At 65.1% G+C, this 17,765-nt stretch carries 18 protein-coding genes; 2 read left to right on the top strand and 16 right to left on the bottom strand.

Annotated elements, in window-relative coordinates; all coding sequences use genetic code 11:
- Positions 1–5: 5 nt before the first annotated feature.
- From ACVWY6_RS02725 to ACVWY6_RS02695, 7 genes are all read right to left on the bottom strand, one after another.
- Complete coding sequence (locus ACVWY6_RS02725; protein WP_457536034.1) at positions 6–1,061, bottom strand: phosphotransferase; 1,056 nt, start codon at positions 1,059–1,061, stop codon at positions 6–8.
- On the bottom strand, positions 1,058–2,251 hold the full coding sequence (locus ACVWY6_RS02720) for a TIGR03857 family LLM class F420-dependent oxidoreductase (RefSeq protein ID WP_457536032.1): 1,194 nt from the start codon (positions 2,249–2,251) through the stop codon (positions 1,058–1,060). Before ACVWY6_RS02720 ends, ACVWY6_RS02725 begins: the two co-directional genes overlap by 4 nt.
- On the bottom strand, positions 2,248–3,108 hold the full coding sequence (locus ACVWY6_RS02715; protein WP_023954162.1) for an LLM class F420-dependent oxidoreductase: 861 nt from the start codon (positions 3,106–3,108) through the stop codon (positions 2,248–2,250). Before ACVWY6_RS02715 ends, ACVWY6_RS02720 begins: the two co-directional genes overlap by 4 nt.
- A gap of 54 nt (positions 3,109–3,162) precedes the next feature.
- On the bottom strand, positions 3,163–4,269 hold the full coding sequence (locus tag ACVWY6_RS02710) for a prenyltransferase (RefSeq protein ID WP_457536030.1): 1,107 nt from the start codon (positions 4,267–4,269) through the stop codon (positions 3,163–3,165).
- Between the two features lie 2 nt (positions 4,270–4,271).
- Positions 4,272–5,033, bottom strand: coding sequence for a class I SAM-dependent methyltransferase (locus ACVWY6_RS02705; RefSeq protein WP_457536028.1), 762 nt, complete (start codon positions 5,031–5,033; stop codon positions 4,272–4,274).
- A complete protein-coding gene (locus ACVWY6_RS02700) occupies positions 5,020–6,285 on the bottom strand; it encodes a glycosyltransferase family 4 protein (RefSeq protein WP_062799019.1) in 1,266 nt (421 codons plus the stop codon). The genes ACVWY6_RS02705 and ACVWY6_RS02700 overlap by 14 nt, the downstream gene beginning before the upstream one ends.
- A gap of 127 nt (positions 6,286–6,412) precedes the next feature.
- A complete protein-coding gene (locus tag ACVWY6_RS02695; protein ID WP_457536026.1) occupies positions 6,413–8,128 on the bottom strand; it encodes an FAD-dependent oxidoreductase in 1,716 nt (571 codons plus the stop codon).
- A 324-nt stretch (positions 8,129–8,452) separates the two neighbouring features.
- Between ACVWY6_RS02695 and ACVWY6_RS02690 the strand changes: the two genes are divergently transcribed.
- The gene (locus ACVWY6_RS02690) at positions 8,453–9,232 is read left to right on the top strand and encodes an acyl-[acyl-carrier-protein] thioesterase (RefSeq protein ID WP_062799258.1); all 780 of its coding nucleotides are present in this window, start codon (positions 8,453–8,455) and stop codon (positions 9,230–9,232) included.
- 14 nt (positions 9,233–9,246) lie between these two features.
- On the opposite strand, the gene ACVWY6_RS02685 is transcribed toward ACVWY6_RS02690, so the two are convergent.
- The 6 genes from ACVWY6_RS02685 to ACVWY6_RS02660 all read right to left on the bottom strand — a co-directional run bounded on the left by ACVWY6_RS02685 (position 9,247) and on the right by ACVWY6_RS02660 (position 12,728).
- On the bottom strand, positions 9,247–9,804 hold the full coding sequence (locus tag ACVWY6_RS02685; protein ID WP_457536024.1) for a DUF3558 domain-containing protein: 558 nt from the start codon (positions 9,802–9,804) through the stop codon (positions 9,247–9,249).
- Positions 9,801–10,397, bottom strand: coding sequence for a DUF3558 domain-containing protein (locus tag ACVWY6_RS02680; protein ID WP_235189336.1), 597 nt, complete (start codon positions 10,395–10,397; stop codon positions 9,801–9,803). Before ACVWY6_RS02680 ends, ACVWY6_RS02685 begins: the two co-directional genes overlap by 4 nt.
- A gap of 69 nt (positions 10,398–10,466) precedes the next feature.
- Positions 10,467–10,835, bottom strand: a complete 369-nt coding sequence (locus ACVWY6_RS02675) for an RNA-binding S4 domain-containing protein (RefSeq protein WP_030165122.1) — start codon at positions 10,833–10,835, stop codon at positions 10,467–10,469.
- 10 nt (positions 10,836–10,845) lie between these two features.
- Complete coding sequence (locus ACVWY6_RS02670; protein ID WP_023954174.1) at positions 10,846–11,043, bottom strand: hypothetical protein; 198 nt, start codon at positions 11,041–11,043, stop codon at positions 10,846–10,848.
- 48 nt (positions 11,044–11,091) lie between these two features.
- Positions 11,092–11,844 (bottom strand): DUF4873 domain-containing protein, encoded by a 753-nt coding sequence (locus ACVWY6_RS02665; protein WP_457536022.1) that lies wholly within the window; start codon positions 11,842–11,844, stop codon positions 11,092–11,094.
- A complete protein-coding gene (locus tag ACVWY6_RS02660; RefSeq protein ID WP_457536020.1) occupies positions 11,841–12,728 on the bottom strand; it encodes an AurF N-oxygenase family protein in 888 nt (295 codons plus the stop codon). Before ACVWY6_RS02660 ends, ACVWY6_RS02665 begins: the two co-directional genes overlap by 4 nt.
- Before the next feature lie 142 nt (positions 12,729–12,870).
- Here ACVWY6_RS02660 and ACVWY6_RS02655 point away from each other — a divergent pair, with 142 nt between their 5' ends.
- Positions 12,871–13,371 carry a MarR family winged helix-turn-helix transcriptional regulator gene (locus ACVWY6_RS02655; protein WP_023954180.1) on the top strand — a complete coding sequence of 167 codons (501 nt, stop codon included), beginning with the start codon at positions 12,871–12,873 and terminating at the stop codon, positions 13,369–13,371.
- Between the two features lie 123 nt (positions 13,372–13,494).
- On the opposite strand, the gene ACVWY6_RS02650 is transcribed toward ACVWY6_RS02655, so the two are convergent.
- From ACVWY6_RS02650 to ACVWY6_RS02640, 3 genes are all read right to left on the bottom strand, one after another.
- Positions 13,495–14,706, bottom strand: a complete 1,212-nt coding sequence (locus ACVWY6_RS02650; RefSeq protein WP_457536018.1) for a DUF222 domain-containing protein — start codon at positions 14,704–14,706, stop codon at positions 13,495–13,497.
- Positions 14,707–15,063: 357 nt separating this feature from the next.
- Positions 15,064–16,242, bottom strand: a complete 1,179-nt coding sequence (locus ACVWY6_RS02645) for an acyl-CoA dehydrogenase family protein (protein ID WP_457536017.1) — start codon at positions 16,240–16,242, stop codon at positions 15,064–15,066.
- An 83-nt stretch (positions 16,243–16,325) separates the two neighbouring features.
- On the bottom strand, positions 16,326–17,759 hold the full coding sequence (locus tag ACVWY6_RS02640; RefSeq protein WP_457536015.1) for an aldehyde dehydrogenase family protein: 1,434 nt from the start codon (positions 17,757–17,759) through the stop codon (positions 16,326–16,328).
- Between the last annotated feature and the right edge of the window lie 6 nt (positions 17,760–17,765).

Raw genomic sequence — 17,765 nt, 5'->3', positions numbered from 1 at the left:
GACCTTCAGCTTGTCGGGGATCCGGCTGCCAACGCGATGGTGCCGAGATCGCGAATCGCAGCGCACGATCGAGCCACCATCGCCGCAAACATCCGGTCGCCACGGTCGGTGCGACTTCCGTATGCACACCCGAACACCGACACCAATGGCCCCTGAATCATCGCGAATCGATAGTCGTCCCAGCACGCATCGAGGTCGTAGTCGGTCACACCCTGGGTCACAAGCGCTTCGTGGTAGTCGGCGACCAGTGCCGATTCGTGGACGCGCCGCTGCTGCGGTGAGAGGCTGGTGCCCAGAAAGTATGCGAGATCGCGTGCCGGTAGCGCCAAACTCAATGTCTGCCAATCGATTGCCGACACCCCCGGCCCGCCGTCCGGAGGAAAGAGCAGGTTGTCGAGCCGGTAGTCGCCGTGTACCAGACCGAAGCGCTCGGCTCGTCCCAGCGTCCAGGCCTCGCAGACGTCCACGCATTCCCACAACGTCCGGCCATCCTCCTCGGCGATCAGGTCACCGAGCGCCTCGACGAAGATCTCCGTCGCAGGACCGTAGAGTTCGGCCATCATCTTGGCATCGTCGGGGCCGTTGATGGACATCCCATCGATGTCGAGCAGAGTCGGGTCGCACCACCGAGGGCCGTGGAGGCCGGCGAGATTGATCACGGCATCGCGCGCCTGATCCACAGTGCAGCCTGCCAGCTGATCACCCTGTTCGGCCGGGCTCATGTCTTCGAGCAGCAGCGTGAAGTCCGCACCGGTCTCCGATGACGCCGAGTAGAAGCACCGCGGTACCCGAACCGAGACGGTCTCGGCAATCAATGTGTAGAAACGAACCTCAGAACGGTAGACGCCCGCGAGCATCTCTCGGGTTGCCGGATCTGACGCAGGCAACTTCGCGAGAAGCCGTGCCGGCACATCGCTTCCGGTGAGATTCAATCGGTAGCACGTACCGATCTGGCCCGTCCCGACCGCAGTGGCGTTTACCGACTCGACCTCCCGGCCCAGCGCTGCCGACACCCAGCCGGCGGTCAGATCATCGGCGGACGTCACGATCTCGGTGATCACGGTAAGGCCCTTCCGGGGTTGGCGGGCAGGCGGTCGAATCGATCACCCGGGCGGATGGAGCGCCAGGCATCGAGTACCGGCGCGAGCTCTGTCGGGGTGGCCCCGTGCAGGATCACACTGTCGGCGCCGGCGTTGAACTGGTCTGCGATTCGGTTAGCGCACTGGGCCGCATCGCCGGTGGCCGAGGCCGCAAGCCAATGATCAGGAAGCAGCGCGCTGATCCTGGTCAGGTCGTCGACTGTGCCCACGGCGTCAAATGCGCCCGAAAAGCCCTGAACAAAAGGATCATTCCGGAATCGCTCGAGGTCCGCCAGATCCCAGCCATTCGACCGGACCAGCACCTCACCGTAACCTTGCAGATAGGTCGCCAGCCGGCCGACGAGTTTGCGAAGACGCAGCTCCTCTGGAATTGATTCCTCGACGGTGGCGAGCACCGACCAAATCCGGATCGACGCCGGATCCCGGCCGCTCTCGGCCGCCGACTCGCGGATGATCGCCACCGAACGTTCGAGTGTCTCGTCGCTGAAAAACGTATGCAGCACAACGCCGTCCGCGATCCGCCCCGCCAGTTTGAGGGTCTGATCACCGATCGCCATCAACATCAACGGGATGTCTTCGTCGAACGACGCATCCTGCATCAGGAACGGATACTTCCCCGCCGGACCATCGTGTCCGACAACCGCCTCGCCCTGCCAGAGGGTGCGGTATATTCCGGCCGCGTCTTCCATCTGCGCGGAGGTCACCCGGGGAACGCCCATCACATCGAACAGGAGATTGAAACCCCGCCCGAGTCCGAGCGCATAGCGACCGCCGGTGAGCCTGTGCATCGACGTTGCCATCGTCGCGGTCACCAGCGGATGCCGGGTGTTGTGATTTGTTGCCGCGGTGGCGATCCCGATGTGCCGGCTCACCGCACCCGCCGCACCGGCCAGCACGGCAGCATCTTTGACGTTGAACCGTTCGGACAGGAAGACCGAGCCGAGACCCAGCTTTTCCGCCTGCTGAACCTCGTCGACGAGATCGCGCGGGCTCGCAGAGTGTCCGGCCAGCCCGTAGCAACCCAATTCGGGAAACTCGACGCCGGTAACGGCCCGGTCGACGGCCTTTTCGGCCCGATCGGCGGTCGTTACGGCCCGGTCGGCGGTCGTTACGGCCCGGTCGGCGGACGTTACGGCCCGATCGGCGGTCATACCGTCGCCGGGCTCAGTCCCAGTTTCCCGGCCAGTTTGGTCAGGTAGGCGCCGGCACGTTCTTCGCTGTCGTCGGGCACTCCGTACAGAACAGTCGTGACGCCCAGTTCGCGCCACTTGTCCAGCTTCTCGGCCACCGGCTTGAAGTCGAGCACCACGATCTGTGGATCACCCTCGCGACCGGCGTCGGCCCAGATCTGCTTGAGCAACACCACTGACGCCTCGATGTCCTGCTCGCCCGGCGTGGTGATCCAGCCACCCGCGCTCTTGGCGATCCACTTGAAGTTCTTCTCGTTGCCCGCGGCTCCGACGAGGACGGGCGGCGACGGCTGCTGGACGGTTTTCGGCCATGCCCAGCTGGGGCCGAAGTTCACGAACTCCCCGGCGAACTCGGCTTCGTCTTGCGACCACAACGCGGTCATGGCTTCGATGTACTCGCGCAGCATCGTGCGACGGCGCTTCGGCGGCACGTGGTGGTCCGAGAGTTCGTCGAGGTTCCATCCGAACCCGACGCCGAGGGTGACCCGGCCACCCGACAGATGGTCCAGCGTCGCGATGATCTTGGCCAAGGTGATCGGGTCGGACTGTACGGGCAGCGCCACCGCGGTACCGAGCCGGATCCGGCTGGTCACCGCTGCCGCCCCACTGAGCGACACCCACGGGTCGAGGGTGCGCATGTAGCGGTCGTCGGGCAGCGACGAGTCGCCGGTCTGTGGATGGGCGGCATCCCGCTTGGTGGGGATGTGACTGTGCTCCGGTACGAAGTACGCGTCGAAACCGGCGTTTTCCACCAAGGGTGCCAACGTGGCCGGAGCCAAGCCCCGGTCGCTGGTGAACTGGACGATCCCGAAGTCCATCGTGCCTCCTGCTGCAGCTCCAAACCGGTCATGGACCGGTGCCTGGACACCAGTCTAGGCAGACAGACAGTAACACGTTCTATATTTGGCCAACTTGTGCAGACCTGGGCCATCCGCAAGCGGATCGGCGTCGCGGAAGATGCCGTTGGCAGGGGTTGTACGGCTCAGCGCGTCCACCGCCAGCACCACCGCCGCCGAGGTCCAGCAGCTTTTCTCCACCGGCCACCGCTTGCCGTCGGCGAACACCAGACCGGTCCAGTACGAGCCGTCCGGGTCTCGCAGATGCTGCATGTCCGAGAGCAAAGCGGTCGCGTCCGCGACGTCACCGAGTGCATCTAGAGCCAAGACCAGCTCACAGGTCTCGGCGCCGGTCACCCACGGGCGATGATCGACACAACGGATGCCCAGGTCGGTGACAACGAAGTCGTCCCACCGCTGGGCGATCAGTTCCTGCCCCGCACGGCCGCGGACGGCACCGCCGAGCACCGGGTAGTACCAGTCCATCGAGTACTCGGACTTCGGGGCGAACAGTTCGGGGTGGCTCTGCAGCGCGTGTCCGAGCCTGGTCTGCGCGGCCTCCCACGCCTCGGCCGGCTGGCCCAGCTCCTCGGCGATCGATACCGCGGATCCGAGTGCCTGGTGGATGCTCGAGTTCCCCGTGATGAGAGCCTCGTGATAGATCCCCGGGTACGTACCGGACGACTGATCGGGCAGTGGATATGTTGCGCCCCAATAAATCTGGCCATCGGGCGCCTGGAACTTGATCACCAGGTCGATGGCCGAGCACACCATCGGCCACATCTTCTGCAGGAACCGGTCATCACCGGTGATCAGGTAGTGATGCCACACCCCGACCGCCACGTAGGCGCAAAAGTTGCTGTCGGTGTTGTGGTCGGTCACCGTGCCCAGCACGGTGCGGATCGCCCACGACCCGTCCGCGCGCTGGGTACGCCGCGACCATTCGTACGCCGCCTCTGCCTCGGCGATCAAGCCGGTGGCGCTGAGCGCCATCGCCGACTCGATGTGGTCCCAAGGGTCGGTCTGACCGCCTGGGAACCAGGGCATCGCGCCGGTGCTTTCCTGCATCGCCGCGATCGCCCGCCCGGTGGCCAGGCATTCTTCGGCGCTGATCAGGTCCGCGAGTTCAGGGATCGGCGTCATGCTCAGTCGGAGACGGAGCCGGAGCCGGAGCCGGACGCGGAGGTCGGAAGATCAGCCGGTTTGCGCAGGTAGATGATCACGCTCTTGCCGAAGACCGGGTTGAGCACCTGCTCGCCGACGCGGGTGAGCTTGGGCGCCGACATCATGTCCCACACCAAGAGCTTGTGGTAGGCCTTGACCAGTGGATTGTCGTTGTTCTCTACTCCGACAGCACATTTGAGCCACCAGTAAGGCGCGTGCAGCGCGTGGGCGTGACCGGTGCCGGTCACCTCCAGACCCGCGGCACTGAGCTTTCCGGCCAGTTCCGACGCCTTGTAGATGCGCACGTGCCCACCCTCGTTGGCGTGGTACTCGTCAGAGAACGTCCAGCACACTTTTTCCGGCCAGTACCGCGGCACGGTCACGGCGGCCAGACCGCCGGGCGCCAGGATCCGGGCCATCTCGGAGATGGCGTCGGTGTCGTCGGGGATGTGTTCGAGGATCTCCGACATGAGCACCACGTCGAACTCCCCGTCACCGAAGGGAAGCCGCAGCGCGTCACCGACCTCGGCGCGGGCCTTGGCCGAAGCCGGTACCTGCCCCTCGGCGATCATCGCGTCGAACATCTCGGCGACTTCGGACATGTCGCTCTCGGACTGATCGAATGCGATCACGTCGGCACCGCGCCGGAACATCTCGAACGAGTGTCGTCCCTGCCCCGCACCGATATCGATGGCCTTGGTGTTCGGTCCTACGCCCAGTCGATCAAAATCAACGGTTAGCAACGCTGCCTCCTCGAGCAAACTGATCGATCGCTTTTTGATAGTTCTCAGCCGTTTTCGCGGCGACCGCCGCCCAGCTGTAACGCTCTTCCACCCTTGCCCGGCCACCTTCGCCGAGGCGGGTGCGCAGCTCGGAGTCGTCGAGCAGTCTGCCCAGCGCCTCGGCCAGGGCACCTGAATCCATCGGCGGTACCAGCAGCGCCGCTTCTTCCTGCTCGCCCACCACTTCCGGAATCGCCCCGGCGCGGGTGGCGACCAGCGGCGTCCCGCAGCTCATCGCCTCCACCGCCGGCAACGAGAAGCCTTCGTAAAGTGAAGGCACACAAGCCACTTCGGCCGATGCCAGGAGTTCGGCGAGCTCGTCATCGTCCAGGCCGGACACCACCTGCACGCTGTCGCGGATGGACAGCTGATCGATCCGGGTGTCCGACGGACCGCCCTCGACCAACTTGGACACCAGGACCAGTTCGACCTGCCGTTCCGCCCGCACCTTCGCGACCGCCTCGAGAAGGTACGAGACCCCCTTGAGCGGGGCATCAGCACTGGCAACACAGACGATGCGCCCGGCGACCCGCTCCGGCGACGGCCGGAACTGTTCGGTGTTCACGCCCAGCGGGATGGTGGTGAGCCGGCCCTCCGGAATGGCGAAAGCCTTGCGGATGTCGACCTCGCTGCTGCGAGATACCGTGAGCAGCCGGGGAATTCGCCGGGCGACGCGGCCCTGCATCCGCAGGAATGCGTGCCAGCGGCGGGCCGTCAGCTTGCGCCACCCCTTGGCGGCTTTCACGGCGAGTTCGCGATCACGGGTGATCGGGTGGTGGATGGTCGCGACCACGGGCAGACCACTGCGTTCGATCTGCAGCAGGCCGTACCCCAGGCACTGGTTGTCGTGCACCACGTCGAAATCGTCGGTGCGGCGGCGCAGGAGACGAGCCGCACGAAGACTGAACGTCAGCGGCTCAGGGAACCCTGCCGTCCACATCGTGAGCACCTCGAGCGCATCGATCCAGCTCTTGATCTCCCACGGCCATGGCGTCCGGAACGGATTCACGTCGTTGTAGAGGTCGAGGCTCGGCACCTTGGTCAGGGTGACGCCGGCAGCGACCGCCTCATCGTCGAGATCGGGGTAGGGCTGCCCGGAGAAGACCTCGACCTGATGGCCCAGCAACGCGAGTTCCCGCGAAAGGTGGCGCACGTAGACGCCCTGTCCTCCGCAGTGTGGCTTACTCCGGTAAGACAGCAGTGCTATGCGCATTGGGACCTTTCATACCGGGCCATTCTTGGCCGTAACGTTAGCTGCCCGGTACCTGCCTCGCTCACCGGCGAAAAAGGGGGCACACCGATGACGTCGGTCCTGAGACCGCGCCGCATGACCGCGACCACTAGGCCCTTGCCGCCGATTCCATCGCCTCGATGGTGACGAACTTGATCCGGCGCCTTCCGGCTTCCTTGCCCGCGGTCCGTTCGGCGAGGTCGATCTTCTTCCACCCCGACCCGTCCACCCGGCCGGCGCCACGTTCGGCGATGAGATCCGGGATCTGCTCGCGCGACTTGGCCGGTTCGGAGAGTCTGCCCTCGGTGAAGTCGGCGATCACGGCCAACGCCGTCTCCTGACCGCAGATCCGGTTCATGCCGATGCCACCGGTGGCGCCTCGCTTGATCCAGCCCGCGACGTACACACCTTCCACGGGACTGCCGCCACGGGCGTCGAGCACGCGGCCCGACTCGTTGGGGACAACACCCTGGGCTCCGTCGAACGGCAGGCCGTCCAGCGGCAGACCGGTGTAGCCGATGGCGCGCAACACCATGCCGGCCTTCAGGTCGAACTCTTCACCGGTCGGCGTGATCGCGACACGTCCCGATGCAGGCCTGGGCGATTGGCCGGCGTGATCGGCACTTTCGTCGGGCGAATTCACGAACTCATTGCGCACGCAGCGGACGGTTTCGACGCCGTCCGACCCTTCGATGGCCACCGGTGAGACGAGGTATCGGAACACCACGCGCTTGTTGCCGTCGGTCGGGGTGCGCTGTGCGAACTCCTCGGCAATGCGCACCTTTGTTGCGATGGTCGAGTCGAGGGTGCCGGCGTCGCGGGCTTCCTGGCTCGCGGCATCCAGCACGAGCTCATCGGGGTCGATGATGACGTCGACCCCGGGCATGTCCCCCATCGCGAGGAACTCGGAGTTCGTGTACGCGCCCTGTGCGATACCGCGCCTGCCCAGCAGCACGACCTCTCGGACGTTGCTGGAGCGCAACTTCTCCAGCGCGTGATCTGCGATGTCGGTCTTGGCCAGCCGGTCGGGGTCGTCGAGGAGGATCCGGGCGACGTCGAGCGCCACGTTGCCGTTGCCGACGATCACCGCGCGCTCGGCCGACAGGTCGAAGTCGCGGTCCGCGTGATCGGGGTGACCGTTGTACCAGGCCACGAAGTCGGTGGCGGCGATGGAGCCGGGCAGGTCTTCACCGTCGATACCGAGGTGCTTGTCCGTGGAGGCGCCATGGGCGTAGATGACCGCACCGTAGTGGTCCAGCAGCTCATCGTGATCGAGGTGCTTGCCCACCTCCACGTTGAGGTAGTACTCAAACGTGCGCTTGGCGGCAGTGGCCGCGAACGTCTTCTCCACGCCCTTGGTGGACGGATGGTCCGGCGCCACACCCGCACGTACGAGCCCGTACGGCGTCGGCAGACGATCGAACATGTCCACCTTGATGGCGGAGTGCTTCACGAGTTCTTCGGCGGCGTAGAACGCGGCGGGCCCAGCACCCACGATCGCGACGTGGAGTTCCTTGCCTGCCGGCAGTGGGGGCTTCTTGCGGGGTGCGACCAGACCACCCGACACGTCGTGGTCGGTGTAGTAGTCGGCATTGATCTGCAGGTAACGCTCTTGGCCCTCGTCGAGCGAGTCGTCGGGGAAGATCGCCTCCACCGGGCACTCGTCGATGCAGGCCCCGCAATCGATGCAGGTGTCGGGATCGATGTACAACATTTCCGCGCTGGCGAACTCGGGTTCATCCGGTGTCGGATGAATACAGTTCACCGGGCAGACACTGATGCAACTGGCATCGTTGCAGCAAGGCTGCGTGATCACGTGCGCCATACGCCTTCAACCTCAGTACTCTCGGCGTTCCCCGAAAATGGAACGTGTTCCAATTTTTACTTGAATTTACCTCAGCCGCCAATACCCGCCGAAGGCAAGCGTAGTTCTCTGCTCACAGGCGGCAACAATTCAGACCGCCGACTGAGACACTTTAGGACGTCAGTCCCATTGGCGGTAGTGCCAACCCCGCTTCAGATGAAGCAACCTATGCTGCCCATTTGGGATCGAGTCCTGCCCGAGGCTCATCCCGCAGCGGACATCGTCCCAACCGAAGGGAACCCGGTGAGCCCAGACAAATCGACCATCGATCCGACCGACGTCGCGATGAATCCGGCAGATCTACCGGAACTCAAGGAAGGCGCGAGCTACTTCGAGTCGAACTACCGGGTGCGAACCGGTGATGTCGACCAGGAGATGCGTCTGCGCCTCGACGGCCTGAGCCGCTACCTGCAGGACATCGCGAACGACAACATCGAGGCCACGGCCTTTCACACCAGCGACCCCTACTGGATCGTGCGGCGCACCGTCATCGACGTGATCCGCCCGGTGTCGTGGCCGGGCAACGTGACCCTGCAGCGGTGGTGCGGCGCCCTGTCGACCCGGTGGACGAACATGCGCGTGCGGGTGACATCGGTCCACGAGACCAACCGCTTCAACCCCGAGCCCCGCGAGGACGGCCTGATCGAGACCGAGGCGTTCTGGATCAACGTCAACGACCAGGGCATGCCGACACGGCTGACCGACGAGGCCTTCGAGATGCTCAGTCAGTCCACCGACGAGCACCGCCTGCGGTGGAAGTCGATGAACACTGCGCCGGTGCCCGAAGCATCGGACAGCGACCGCGTACATGTCTTGCGCGCCACCGACTTCGACCCGTTCAAGCACCTGAACAACGCCGCCTATTGGGCTGCGGTCGAAGACGAGCTCCTCGACCACCCTGATCTGGTGGACGCCCCGCACCGGGCCGTCATCGAATATCTACGGGCGATCACCCCGGCGGCCACGGTCACCATCCGGCGAGAGCGTGTCGGCGATCAGCTGCGCATGTGGCTGATCGTCGAGGATCAGGTGGCCGCGACGGTCACCGTCACCAAACGACCCTGACGTGCGTTCAGGGCCTACTGTCCGCCACCGAGAAGTAGTTCCATGAGCTTGGTCGGCGCGGCGCAGGGGTCGCCGCTCGGCGTGGAACTGCGGGGCTCGACCCACCATGTGTAGACGCCGCGATCGGGTGAACGGGCGGTGACGCCACACGCAGCCGGACGGGCCGGATTGCGCTGCGTGAATGCCGTGACGCTGGCGACCTTGATGTTCTCGGTGGTGTAACCGAGCTCTTTTGCGGTCGATTTCTCGACTTCGATGTCGCCCCACTCGAACCAGTTGAAGGTGACGTCGGTGATGACCGGACCGGCCACCACCCAACGGCAGATCGCGCCGAAGAATCCGGGTTCGGCGATGGACCCGCCGACGGCCTTGCCGATGGCCTCCGGCGTCAGCATCTCGCACTCGTACATCAGGCCGTCGAACCGGTCGGTGTCGACGTTGCCGTCGGACGTACCGTCGCCGCCACCGATCGAGGTGGCGTCGCCGTCGACCGCGCGGGTGCACCCGGCCGACAACGCGACCACTGCGAGCAGCGCCAGGATCAAGGGGACAACCCTGCGCCGGCGGGTCATGACGCGTTCTCGATCGACTGGGCGGACAGCGTCTTCGCGGCGGCGCAGATGTCGTCGTCGGACGGGTTGCTCTGACCGTCCGCGGGCAGGCCGTAGGAGATCGACCATTCGAAGAAGTCGGCCCCGAAAGCGATGCCGATCTCGCAGATACCGCTACTCGATCCCATGAAGCCACTGTGACCGTCGATGGTGATGTCCTCGACCGAATCGCGGGACAACTGGATGGTGGCGCGTTCGCGCCCGATGGGGCTGCCGCGGTACCAGTTGAAGGAGAACTGGGGTCCGAGCTGGTCTTGCGAGGTGACCCACTCGCACACCGACGGGTTGTTCACCGTGTTGGTGAGGCCGGCGACCTTGGTCACCCGCGCGACGTCCTCGGTGGTGACTCCCCCGCATTCACCGAAGAACGGCCCCTCGCCGGCCTTGCCGGGTGCGCTCTCGGTCTCCGTGGTGGGGCTGTCGTCGTTCGAACCGCCGTCGGAGCAACCGGTCAGCACGAGCATCGCGGCCGCGAGCAGGACCACCACGTAGCGCAGCGGAGCTCGTCCTCGTCTCAGACCGGTTCCGGTCGGCTTGCCACCCCTGGAGTCCACAGCTTGCAGTGTAGAGATGCCGCTGCCGATGTCGGCGTGTGTCTGCATGCCCCTTGTACCCATGCGACGTCAACGTCCGCGCAGTCGGTCGGTCTCTCGCCGTTCCCGCTTGGTCGGTCTGCCGGCTCCGCGGTCACGTAACGGCAGCGCCGACAACAGTTCCTTGGGCGGTGGCGGGGGGCTGCGGTCGATCAGACACTCGGCGGCCACCGATGGACCGACACGTTTGGACACCACCCTGGTGACCTCGACGATGCGCTCACGTCCCGATGCCCGAACCCGGACCTCGTCCCCGACGGCGACGTGCTGTGCGGGTTTGGCAGTGGTTCCGTTCACCCGGACGTGGCCCGCCCGACATGCGGACGCTGCTGCCGATCGTGTCTTGGTCAGCCGGACCGACCAGATCCAGCTGTCGACGCGAGTACTGGGCTCAGCCATGACCCCGGCCCTACTTGCGCAGCAGCGTCCAGGCCGCGCCGCCTCCCACGACAAGCCCCACGATGAGTGCGAGCCAGAAGTTCGTCAGCAACCACAGGACGCCGAACACCACGATCGCCGGACTGAGTGCGAACACCACCAGTCCGGGATGGGCGGCGACCGTCTGCCTCACGGCGTTGCGTCTGGCTGGGTCGATCTCTCTGCCCATGGTTCCTCCTCGACCTCACACCCCGGCTTGACGCCCGTGCGTCCGAGTCTACGAGCCCACGCGGTGTTGCTCCGGCGAAGAGCCCAGGACCTCGACGTCGTCGAGTGCGTAGGGAGGCTGCCCGACACCGACGATGCGCACAGAGCCCCATGGCGTGATCTCGGTGAGACGGGCCGGGACCCCGTCGCGTGTGTCGACGGCGACGAGGACGTCGCGGGCGCGGGCGTCCTTGAGCTCTCGGACTGATTCGCCGAATGCGATTCCGGCCCAGTGGTAATGGCCGTCGAGGGGGTCGAAATAGCCGCCCACCCGGATCCGACAGGCGACGGACTCGAGGTCGTGCTCGATGACGGCAGCGCCGTCGTAGATGTCCTCGTCGTCGTGCGACGACCGGTAGTCGTAGTCCGCGGGGTCGAAGCGCTTCAGCTTTCGGATCAGCTTGCGTCCGCCGCCGTGGTTGGCCGCGGCGTATCCGGCCCACGACCGGGCGATGGGTGCCCGAACTCGCATCTCGACGGCGCCCGCAACGAACATCTCCTCGATCGCCGAGACAATGTAACCGGCCACCAGCCGGGCGGGTGCGGTTGCGTCGCCCGTGTAGAACACGTTGGGCCGCCGAGGATCTGCCACCCCCAGGAAGGTGCCTGCTGGGGCCGGCGTCGACGTCACCACCACGTCGGCAGGGTGATCACCGCCGGAGTCCGCGGCCACCTCGATCTCCAACGGCGACGCCCGCAGCAGATCACGGACGGCGACGAGTATGGGTCCGGCGCCCTCGAACCCCACCGTCAGCGCACTCATTCGAGAAATCCGGCCCGGCGCCACAGCCTGCGCGAGAACCTCGTCATGAGCCCGTTCTCCTCGAGGAACGCGGCCAGGCTCGAGAACCCGACGATCTGCATCTGCTGGAAGTTCGGATTGCTTCGGGCCGCGGCCGTCGCCTCCTGCCGGTCGAGGCCGGCTCGCGCGTACATCGCCGAGTTGGTGAACAGATATTTGAAACGCAGTGCGGCGAGACCATGCAGGTTGGCCGCCACGAATGTCTCCCAGCGGCTTCGCACGGCGCGACGACGGACCACCGCGTCACGGGCGAATCCGATGTGGCGGGATTCCTCGGTGACATGGATCCGCATCAGGCGCGACACCAGTGGCTGCAACTCGGGATCGTCGAGCATCTCGCGCTGCAAGGCGTCGAAGATCTCCTCTCCCACCAACGCCGCGACCCACAACAGCGACCCCCGCATCGCGAAGGGCAGCATCGACATGATCAACCGCTCCCACCACAGCAATCCGTAGGGCCGCGCGCCGCTTCGTTCGATGGCGCGTCCGAACATCACCATGTGCCGGCATTCATCACCCATCTCGGTCAGCGCGTAGTGGGTTTGCGCCGATGCGGGATCTTCGGACAGGAGCCGTTGCAGCAGAGCCCGATTCAGAAGATTTTCGAACCAGATCCCGACCGAGAGGATGTTGGCCATCTCCTGCCGCGAGACCTCGATCCGCTGCTCCTCGGTGAGCCCGTTCCACAGTTCGGTGCCGTAGAGACTGCACACCCGCGGTGGGAGGAAGTACTTGGCCGGGTCGAGTGGGGCATCCCAATCCAGGTCGACGACCGGCGAATACGAGCGTTTGACCGAACCCGCCAGCAATCTGTTCGCGATGGCTTCTCGTGCTGGTGCTGACATCGAGCCTCCTAGCTCTCAGGTGTTTCCGACGCTAGGCCCCTGTCTCGAATGTGTCAATGATCACTGTGCCATGCATGGGCGGTAACGGCGCCACGGATACGGAGACGCGAAAACGCCCGCTCGACTGCTGTTGAATGGGGGCATGTCCAGCGACGTCAGACCCGACCCGATCGCCGAGGCCCGAAAGAACTGGGAGAACGCCGGCTGGGGTGATGTGGCCGGCGGTATGCAGGCGGTGACCTCGGTGATGCGGGTGCACCAGATCTTGCTGGCAAGGGTGGAATCGGTACTCAAGCCCTGGGAATTGAGCTTCTCGCGGTTCGAGCTCCTCCGGCTACTGGCCTTCAGCCGTCGCGGCGCACTGCCCATCACCAAGGCGAGCGACCGGCTTCAGGTACACGTCACCTCGGTGACCCATGCGATCCGTCGCCTCGAGGAATCCGGACTCGTCAGGCGGGTGCCGCACCCCACCGACGGCCGCACCACTCTGGTCGAGATCACCGAATCAGGCCGCACGACAGTCGAAGAGGCGACCCTCGCCCTCAACCGAGAGGTCTTCGGCGACGTGGGGATGACCGAGGCGCAATCGGCGGCATTGGTCAAATCGATCAATGCCGTCCGAAAGCACTCGGGAGACATCTGAGCACCACTACTGCCGCACCGTCCGCACGTGCAGTTCGCCGGACGGCCCTCACACTATGAAGTTGTCAACTGTGCGTGCGCGGTCCTGAGAACGGCTCGGGTGCGCTGGGGGTAGCGGCCCGGGTCAGGCTGCCAGGGTGAGTGTTCGACGGTTGTAGGCCGGTAGTGGTCTGCGCATCGGGTCGATGTCGGCGGGTGGGATCAGCCACGGGTGCCCGTCGGTTCCCATGGTGATGTCCCAGTCGGTGTGGTGGACCGCCCGGTGGCAGGTGCGGCACAGCAGACACCCGTTCTCCAGGGTCGTCGCCCCGCCGTCGGCCCAGTGTTCGATGTGATGACAGTCCGACCAGCTTGCTGGCGCACCACATTTCACACAGCACGCATCGCGAATGATGATTGCTTTGCGCACTAGGCCGGTGAACAACCGTTTCGGTGGACTCAAATCGACCGGTACCTCTTGGCCGTCCAGGGTGACCGTGGTAATCGTGGAATCACAGGCGAGCAGGGTGGCGGTGGCTTCGGCGACCGGTCCCATCCACCGCAGTGACGCCTGATCAGGATGATCAGCCGGAACTGTGATCGCCACCTCGGTCTTGGGTGCTGACACGATCATTTGCCCACCTCCCCCGCAATCCAACAACCGATGTAGGGCGTCAGCGCGGCGTTGAGGTGGTGTCCGGGCATCGTCGGAGCCATCGGGCTCTGGACGTGCCTTGGACCAGAAGTCCAAGGCGGAGAACATTTTCTCCCCGATCTGCCCATCAAGATTGAACCGCCCGATCAGACGGCCCTCGCTGACGACGTAGTCCGAGACGTTCAACGATGGATCCTCAGCCGGCGGAAGTCCGCCAGAATCCTTGGCCACACCGTTGCCCCGACGCCGAGCCACTTTCTCGATCTCGGCAGGAGACGCCCCGGAAATGGCATGACTCAACAGGGTTCGCTCGAACTCTGACCACTGCTCAACCGACACGGGCACTTCGGACCGGCTTCCGATATGCCCCACACCTTTGACCACCGCATCCACATGTTCGGTCGACAAGAACCCGTCCCGGAAGTAGCCGGCAGTGCGATCCAGGCCGGCCAGCCCTGCACCTATTCGTAGCCACCGCGAAGCCGCAGCTGGTGCGGCGCCGTTGGCCTGCAACAATTTCGACGTCGTGGACCCCGACTGTTTAGCCAGACCCAGGCGGTCGATGGTTACCGCTGCTACCACCAACTGCGACTCTGCAGCATTGCGCAGCATGATCAGATCCCTGACGACGGCGATAAGAGCCGGCGGATCATCTGGTATCACCGCACTGATCACTCCGTCGACCATGTCAACAAGTCGCATACCGAATCCCCTCGGAGACAACACAAACCAGAACAGTTGACCGGGAATACGCGTGAAATCACCTAGTCGGAACCCCCCGACCGATCAACTGACTCCAGATTACCTCTTCGAACACATGTTCGCAAGGTCAAAAGAGAATGAATTCTGTTGAGAGAGAACATCTCTGGTTCCAAACCGCTGCGCAAGAGGTCCCTGGCGGAATGATATCAGGGGCTACCGACACCGCCGGAAAGCGAAGAAAAGGCACACGCGCCACGCGACGTGATCGGACTACTTCACGGCGGCCCCCCGACCAGACCCACATGCGTTCGACCAGCGTCCTGCGCCAGAGAGCCGTTGGATCTCCGGCGCCGGACACTAGATCATCGAGCGCATCATGCCCTGGGGCTCACCGCCGAGCTGAGTGAGCGCCGACGCATGGAAGATCGAACCCGGCACGTGGATGGCATGGGCGAGTCCGGCGTGCGCGTCACGAAAGAACCTCTGCATGGGGAACTTCCGGTGCAGAGCGCCGCCGCCCGACCGCGCGAAGATCTCGTCGACCGCCCGCACCGCCCGCCAGGCAGCAGCGGTTTGGGTGCGCCGCCCGATGGCCCGCTCGTCGAACGAGATCTCTTTGCCCGCCTCGGTTTTGTCGTAGAAGCGATCCACCGTCTCGAGCAGAGCCGCCCGCGACGCCGCGATCTCGGCGGCCGACTCGCCGATGGCATAGAGGACGTACGGATCCTCTTTGATCTTCTGGCCGGTGATGGCCACCCGATCCCGTTGCGCCGCAATATGACACGCCAGCGCACCCTCGGCGATACCGATCACCGCCGACGTGATGCCAAGGGGGAACATACAACTGAAGGGCATCAGGTAGGTCGACTCGGTGCGACCGGCCGCCCGCGGCGCACTACCGTCCATCACGTCTGCCGAGTCGAGGGTCCGGTAGGTGGGGATGAAGGCGCCGTCGACCACCACGTCCTTAGAGCCGGTGCCACGCAGGCCCACCACATCCCACGAGTCGTCGATGATGATGTAGTCGGCGCGCGGCAGGAAGACATGCAGAATGGTCGGCGGCATCACCGGCTTGCCGTCTGCGTCGCCCACGATCGCACCGAGGACGATCCAATCGCAGTGGTCGGTGCCGGAGGAGAACGACCAACGGCCTTTGAGTACATACCCGCCGTCGACCGGCTTGGCCACACCCATCGGCGCATAGGGCGAGGCCACCCAGGTGTCGGGGTCGTCGCCCCAGATCTCTTCCTGCACCTTGGGGTCGGCGAACGCCAACTCCCACGGGTGCACTCCGACGATTCCGGACACCCAGCCCGCGGCCCCGTCCATGGCCGCGACGCCCATGACCGTCTCGGCGAACTCGCGGGGGTGGACAGCGAGCCCGCCGTGCTCGACCGGTTGCAGGAGCCGGATCACTCCCGACTCCCGCAACCGCTGCGCGGAGGAATCCGGCAGGCGCATCAACTCGTCGCCTTCGACGCCCGCAGCGCGGATCTCCTCGGCATGTTCTTCGATCCGGTCGAGCACCTGACCCATGGCCACTCCATTCGCAAGAAAACTAGAACACGTTCTACTCTAGCGAACTCGAATGGCCGGACGAGGCGAAACGCCCTCCCGGGCTACGCGTTGTCCCCGAAGATCGACTTGACCTCCAGGAACTCCTCCATACCGAACTTGCCGAACTCGCGGCCGTTGCCCGACTGCTTGTAACCACCGAACGGTGAATCCATGGCCAGCGGGGCACCGTTGATGTGCACGGTTCCGGTACGCATCTTGCGGGCGACCTTGCGCGCGCGATCGGTGTCCGCGGACGAGACCATGCCGCCGAGCCCGTAGCTCGAGTCATTGGCGATACGGACTGCGTCGTCTTCGTCCTGATACCCGATGAGGACCATCACCGGACCGAAGATCTCTTCGCGGGCGATGGTCATGTCGTTGGTGACGTTCGCGAACACCGTCGGCTTGACGAAGTAGCCGACGTCGACGCCGTCCGGGCGGCCCGGACCACCGACGACCACGTCGGCTCCCTCGTCGACACCGGTTTCGATGAGCCGCTGGATCTTGTCGAACTGAGCTTGCGAGACCACCGGTCCGATCTGCGTGTTCTCGTCCGCGGGCGATCCGACAACGACCTTGGCCGCCGTCTCCTTGGCGATCCCAGCTGCCTCGTCCATCCGCCCCGCCGGAACGAGGATGCGTGATCCCGCGTTGCACGACTGGCCCGAGTTGACCACCATCGCCGCGACATCACGCGCCACGGAGTCGGCGAGCGCATCGTCGTCGAGGATGATGTTGGCGGACTTGCCACCGAGTTCCTGCGCCACACGCTTGACCGTGGGAGCCGCATTCCTGGCCACCTCGATGCCCGCGCGAGTGGACCCGGTGAACGAGACCATGTCGACCTCCGGATGCGAGGACAACGCCACACCCACGGTCGGGCCATCGCCGTTCACCAGGTTGAACACGCCTGGCGGCACGCCCGCCTCATCCAGGATCTCGGCGAACACCAGTCCGCTGAGCGGGGCGATCTCGGACGGCTTGAGCACCACGGTGCAACCGGCGGCCAGAGCCGGGGCCACCTTGGCGCCGATCTGGTTCAGCGGCCAGTTCCAGGGGGTGATCAGTGCGCAGACGCCGACCGGTTCGCGGACCACCGTGGTGGAGTTGACCTTCTCCTCGAACTCGAAGTTCTTCAGTGCTTCCAGGCCGAACATGAGATGGCCCAGGCCTGCGGGCGCCTGCGCTCCCTGCGCGAGACTCACCGGAGCACCCATCTCGATGCTCACCGCTTCGGCGAGGTCGCCGAGGCGGCGCGAGTACACCTCGATGATCTTCTCCAACAACGAGATACGCTCTTCGCGGGTGGTCTCGGAGAACGTCTCGAACGCCTTGCGCGCCGCCGCGACAGCGTGTTCGACATCCTTCTCGTCGCCGAGGGCGATCGTGGCGACGACCTCTTCGGTTGCCGGGTTGATGACGTCGAGGGTCGAGGTGGACACCGGGTCCACCCACTGTCCGTCGATGTAGAACTTCTGCGTGTGGGTTGGTGCCATGGGGGT

The organism is Williamsia sp. R60 (genome assembly GCF_054063855.1).
The sequence above is the reverse complement of the archived record's forward strand: the minus strand, read 5'-3'. Positions and strand labels throughout refer to the sequence as shown.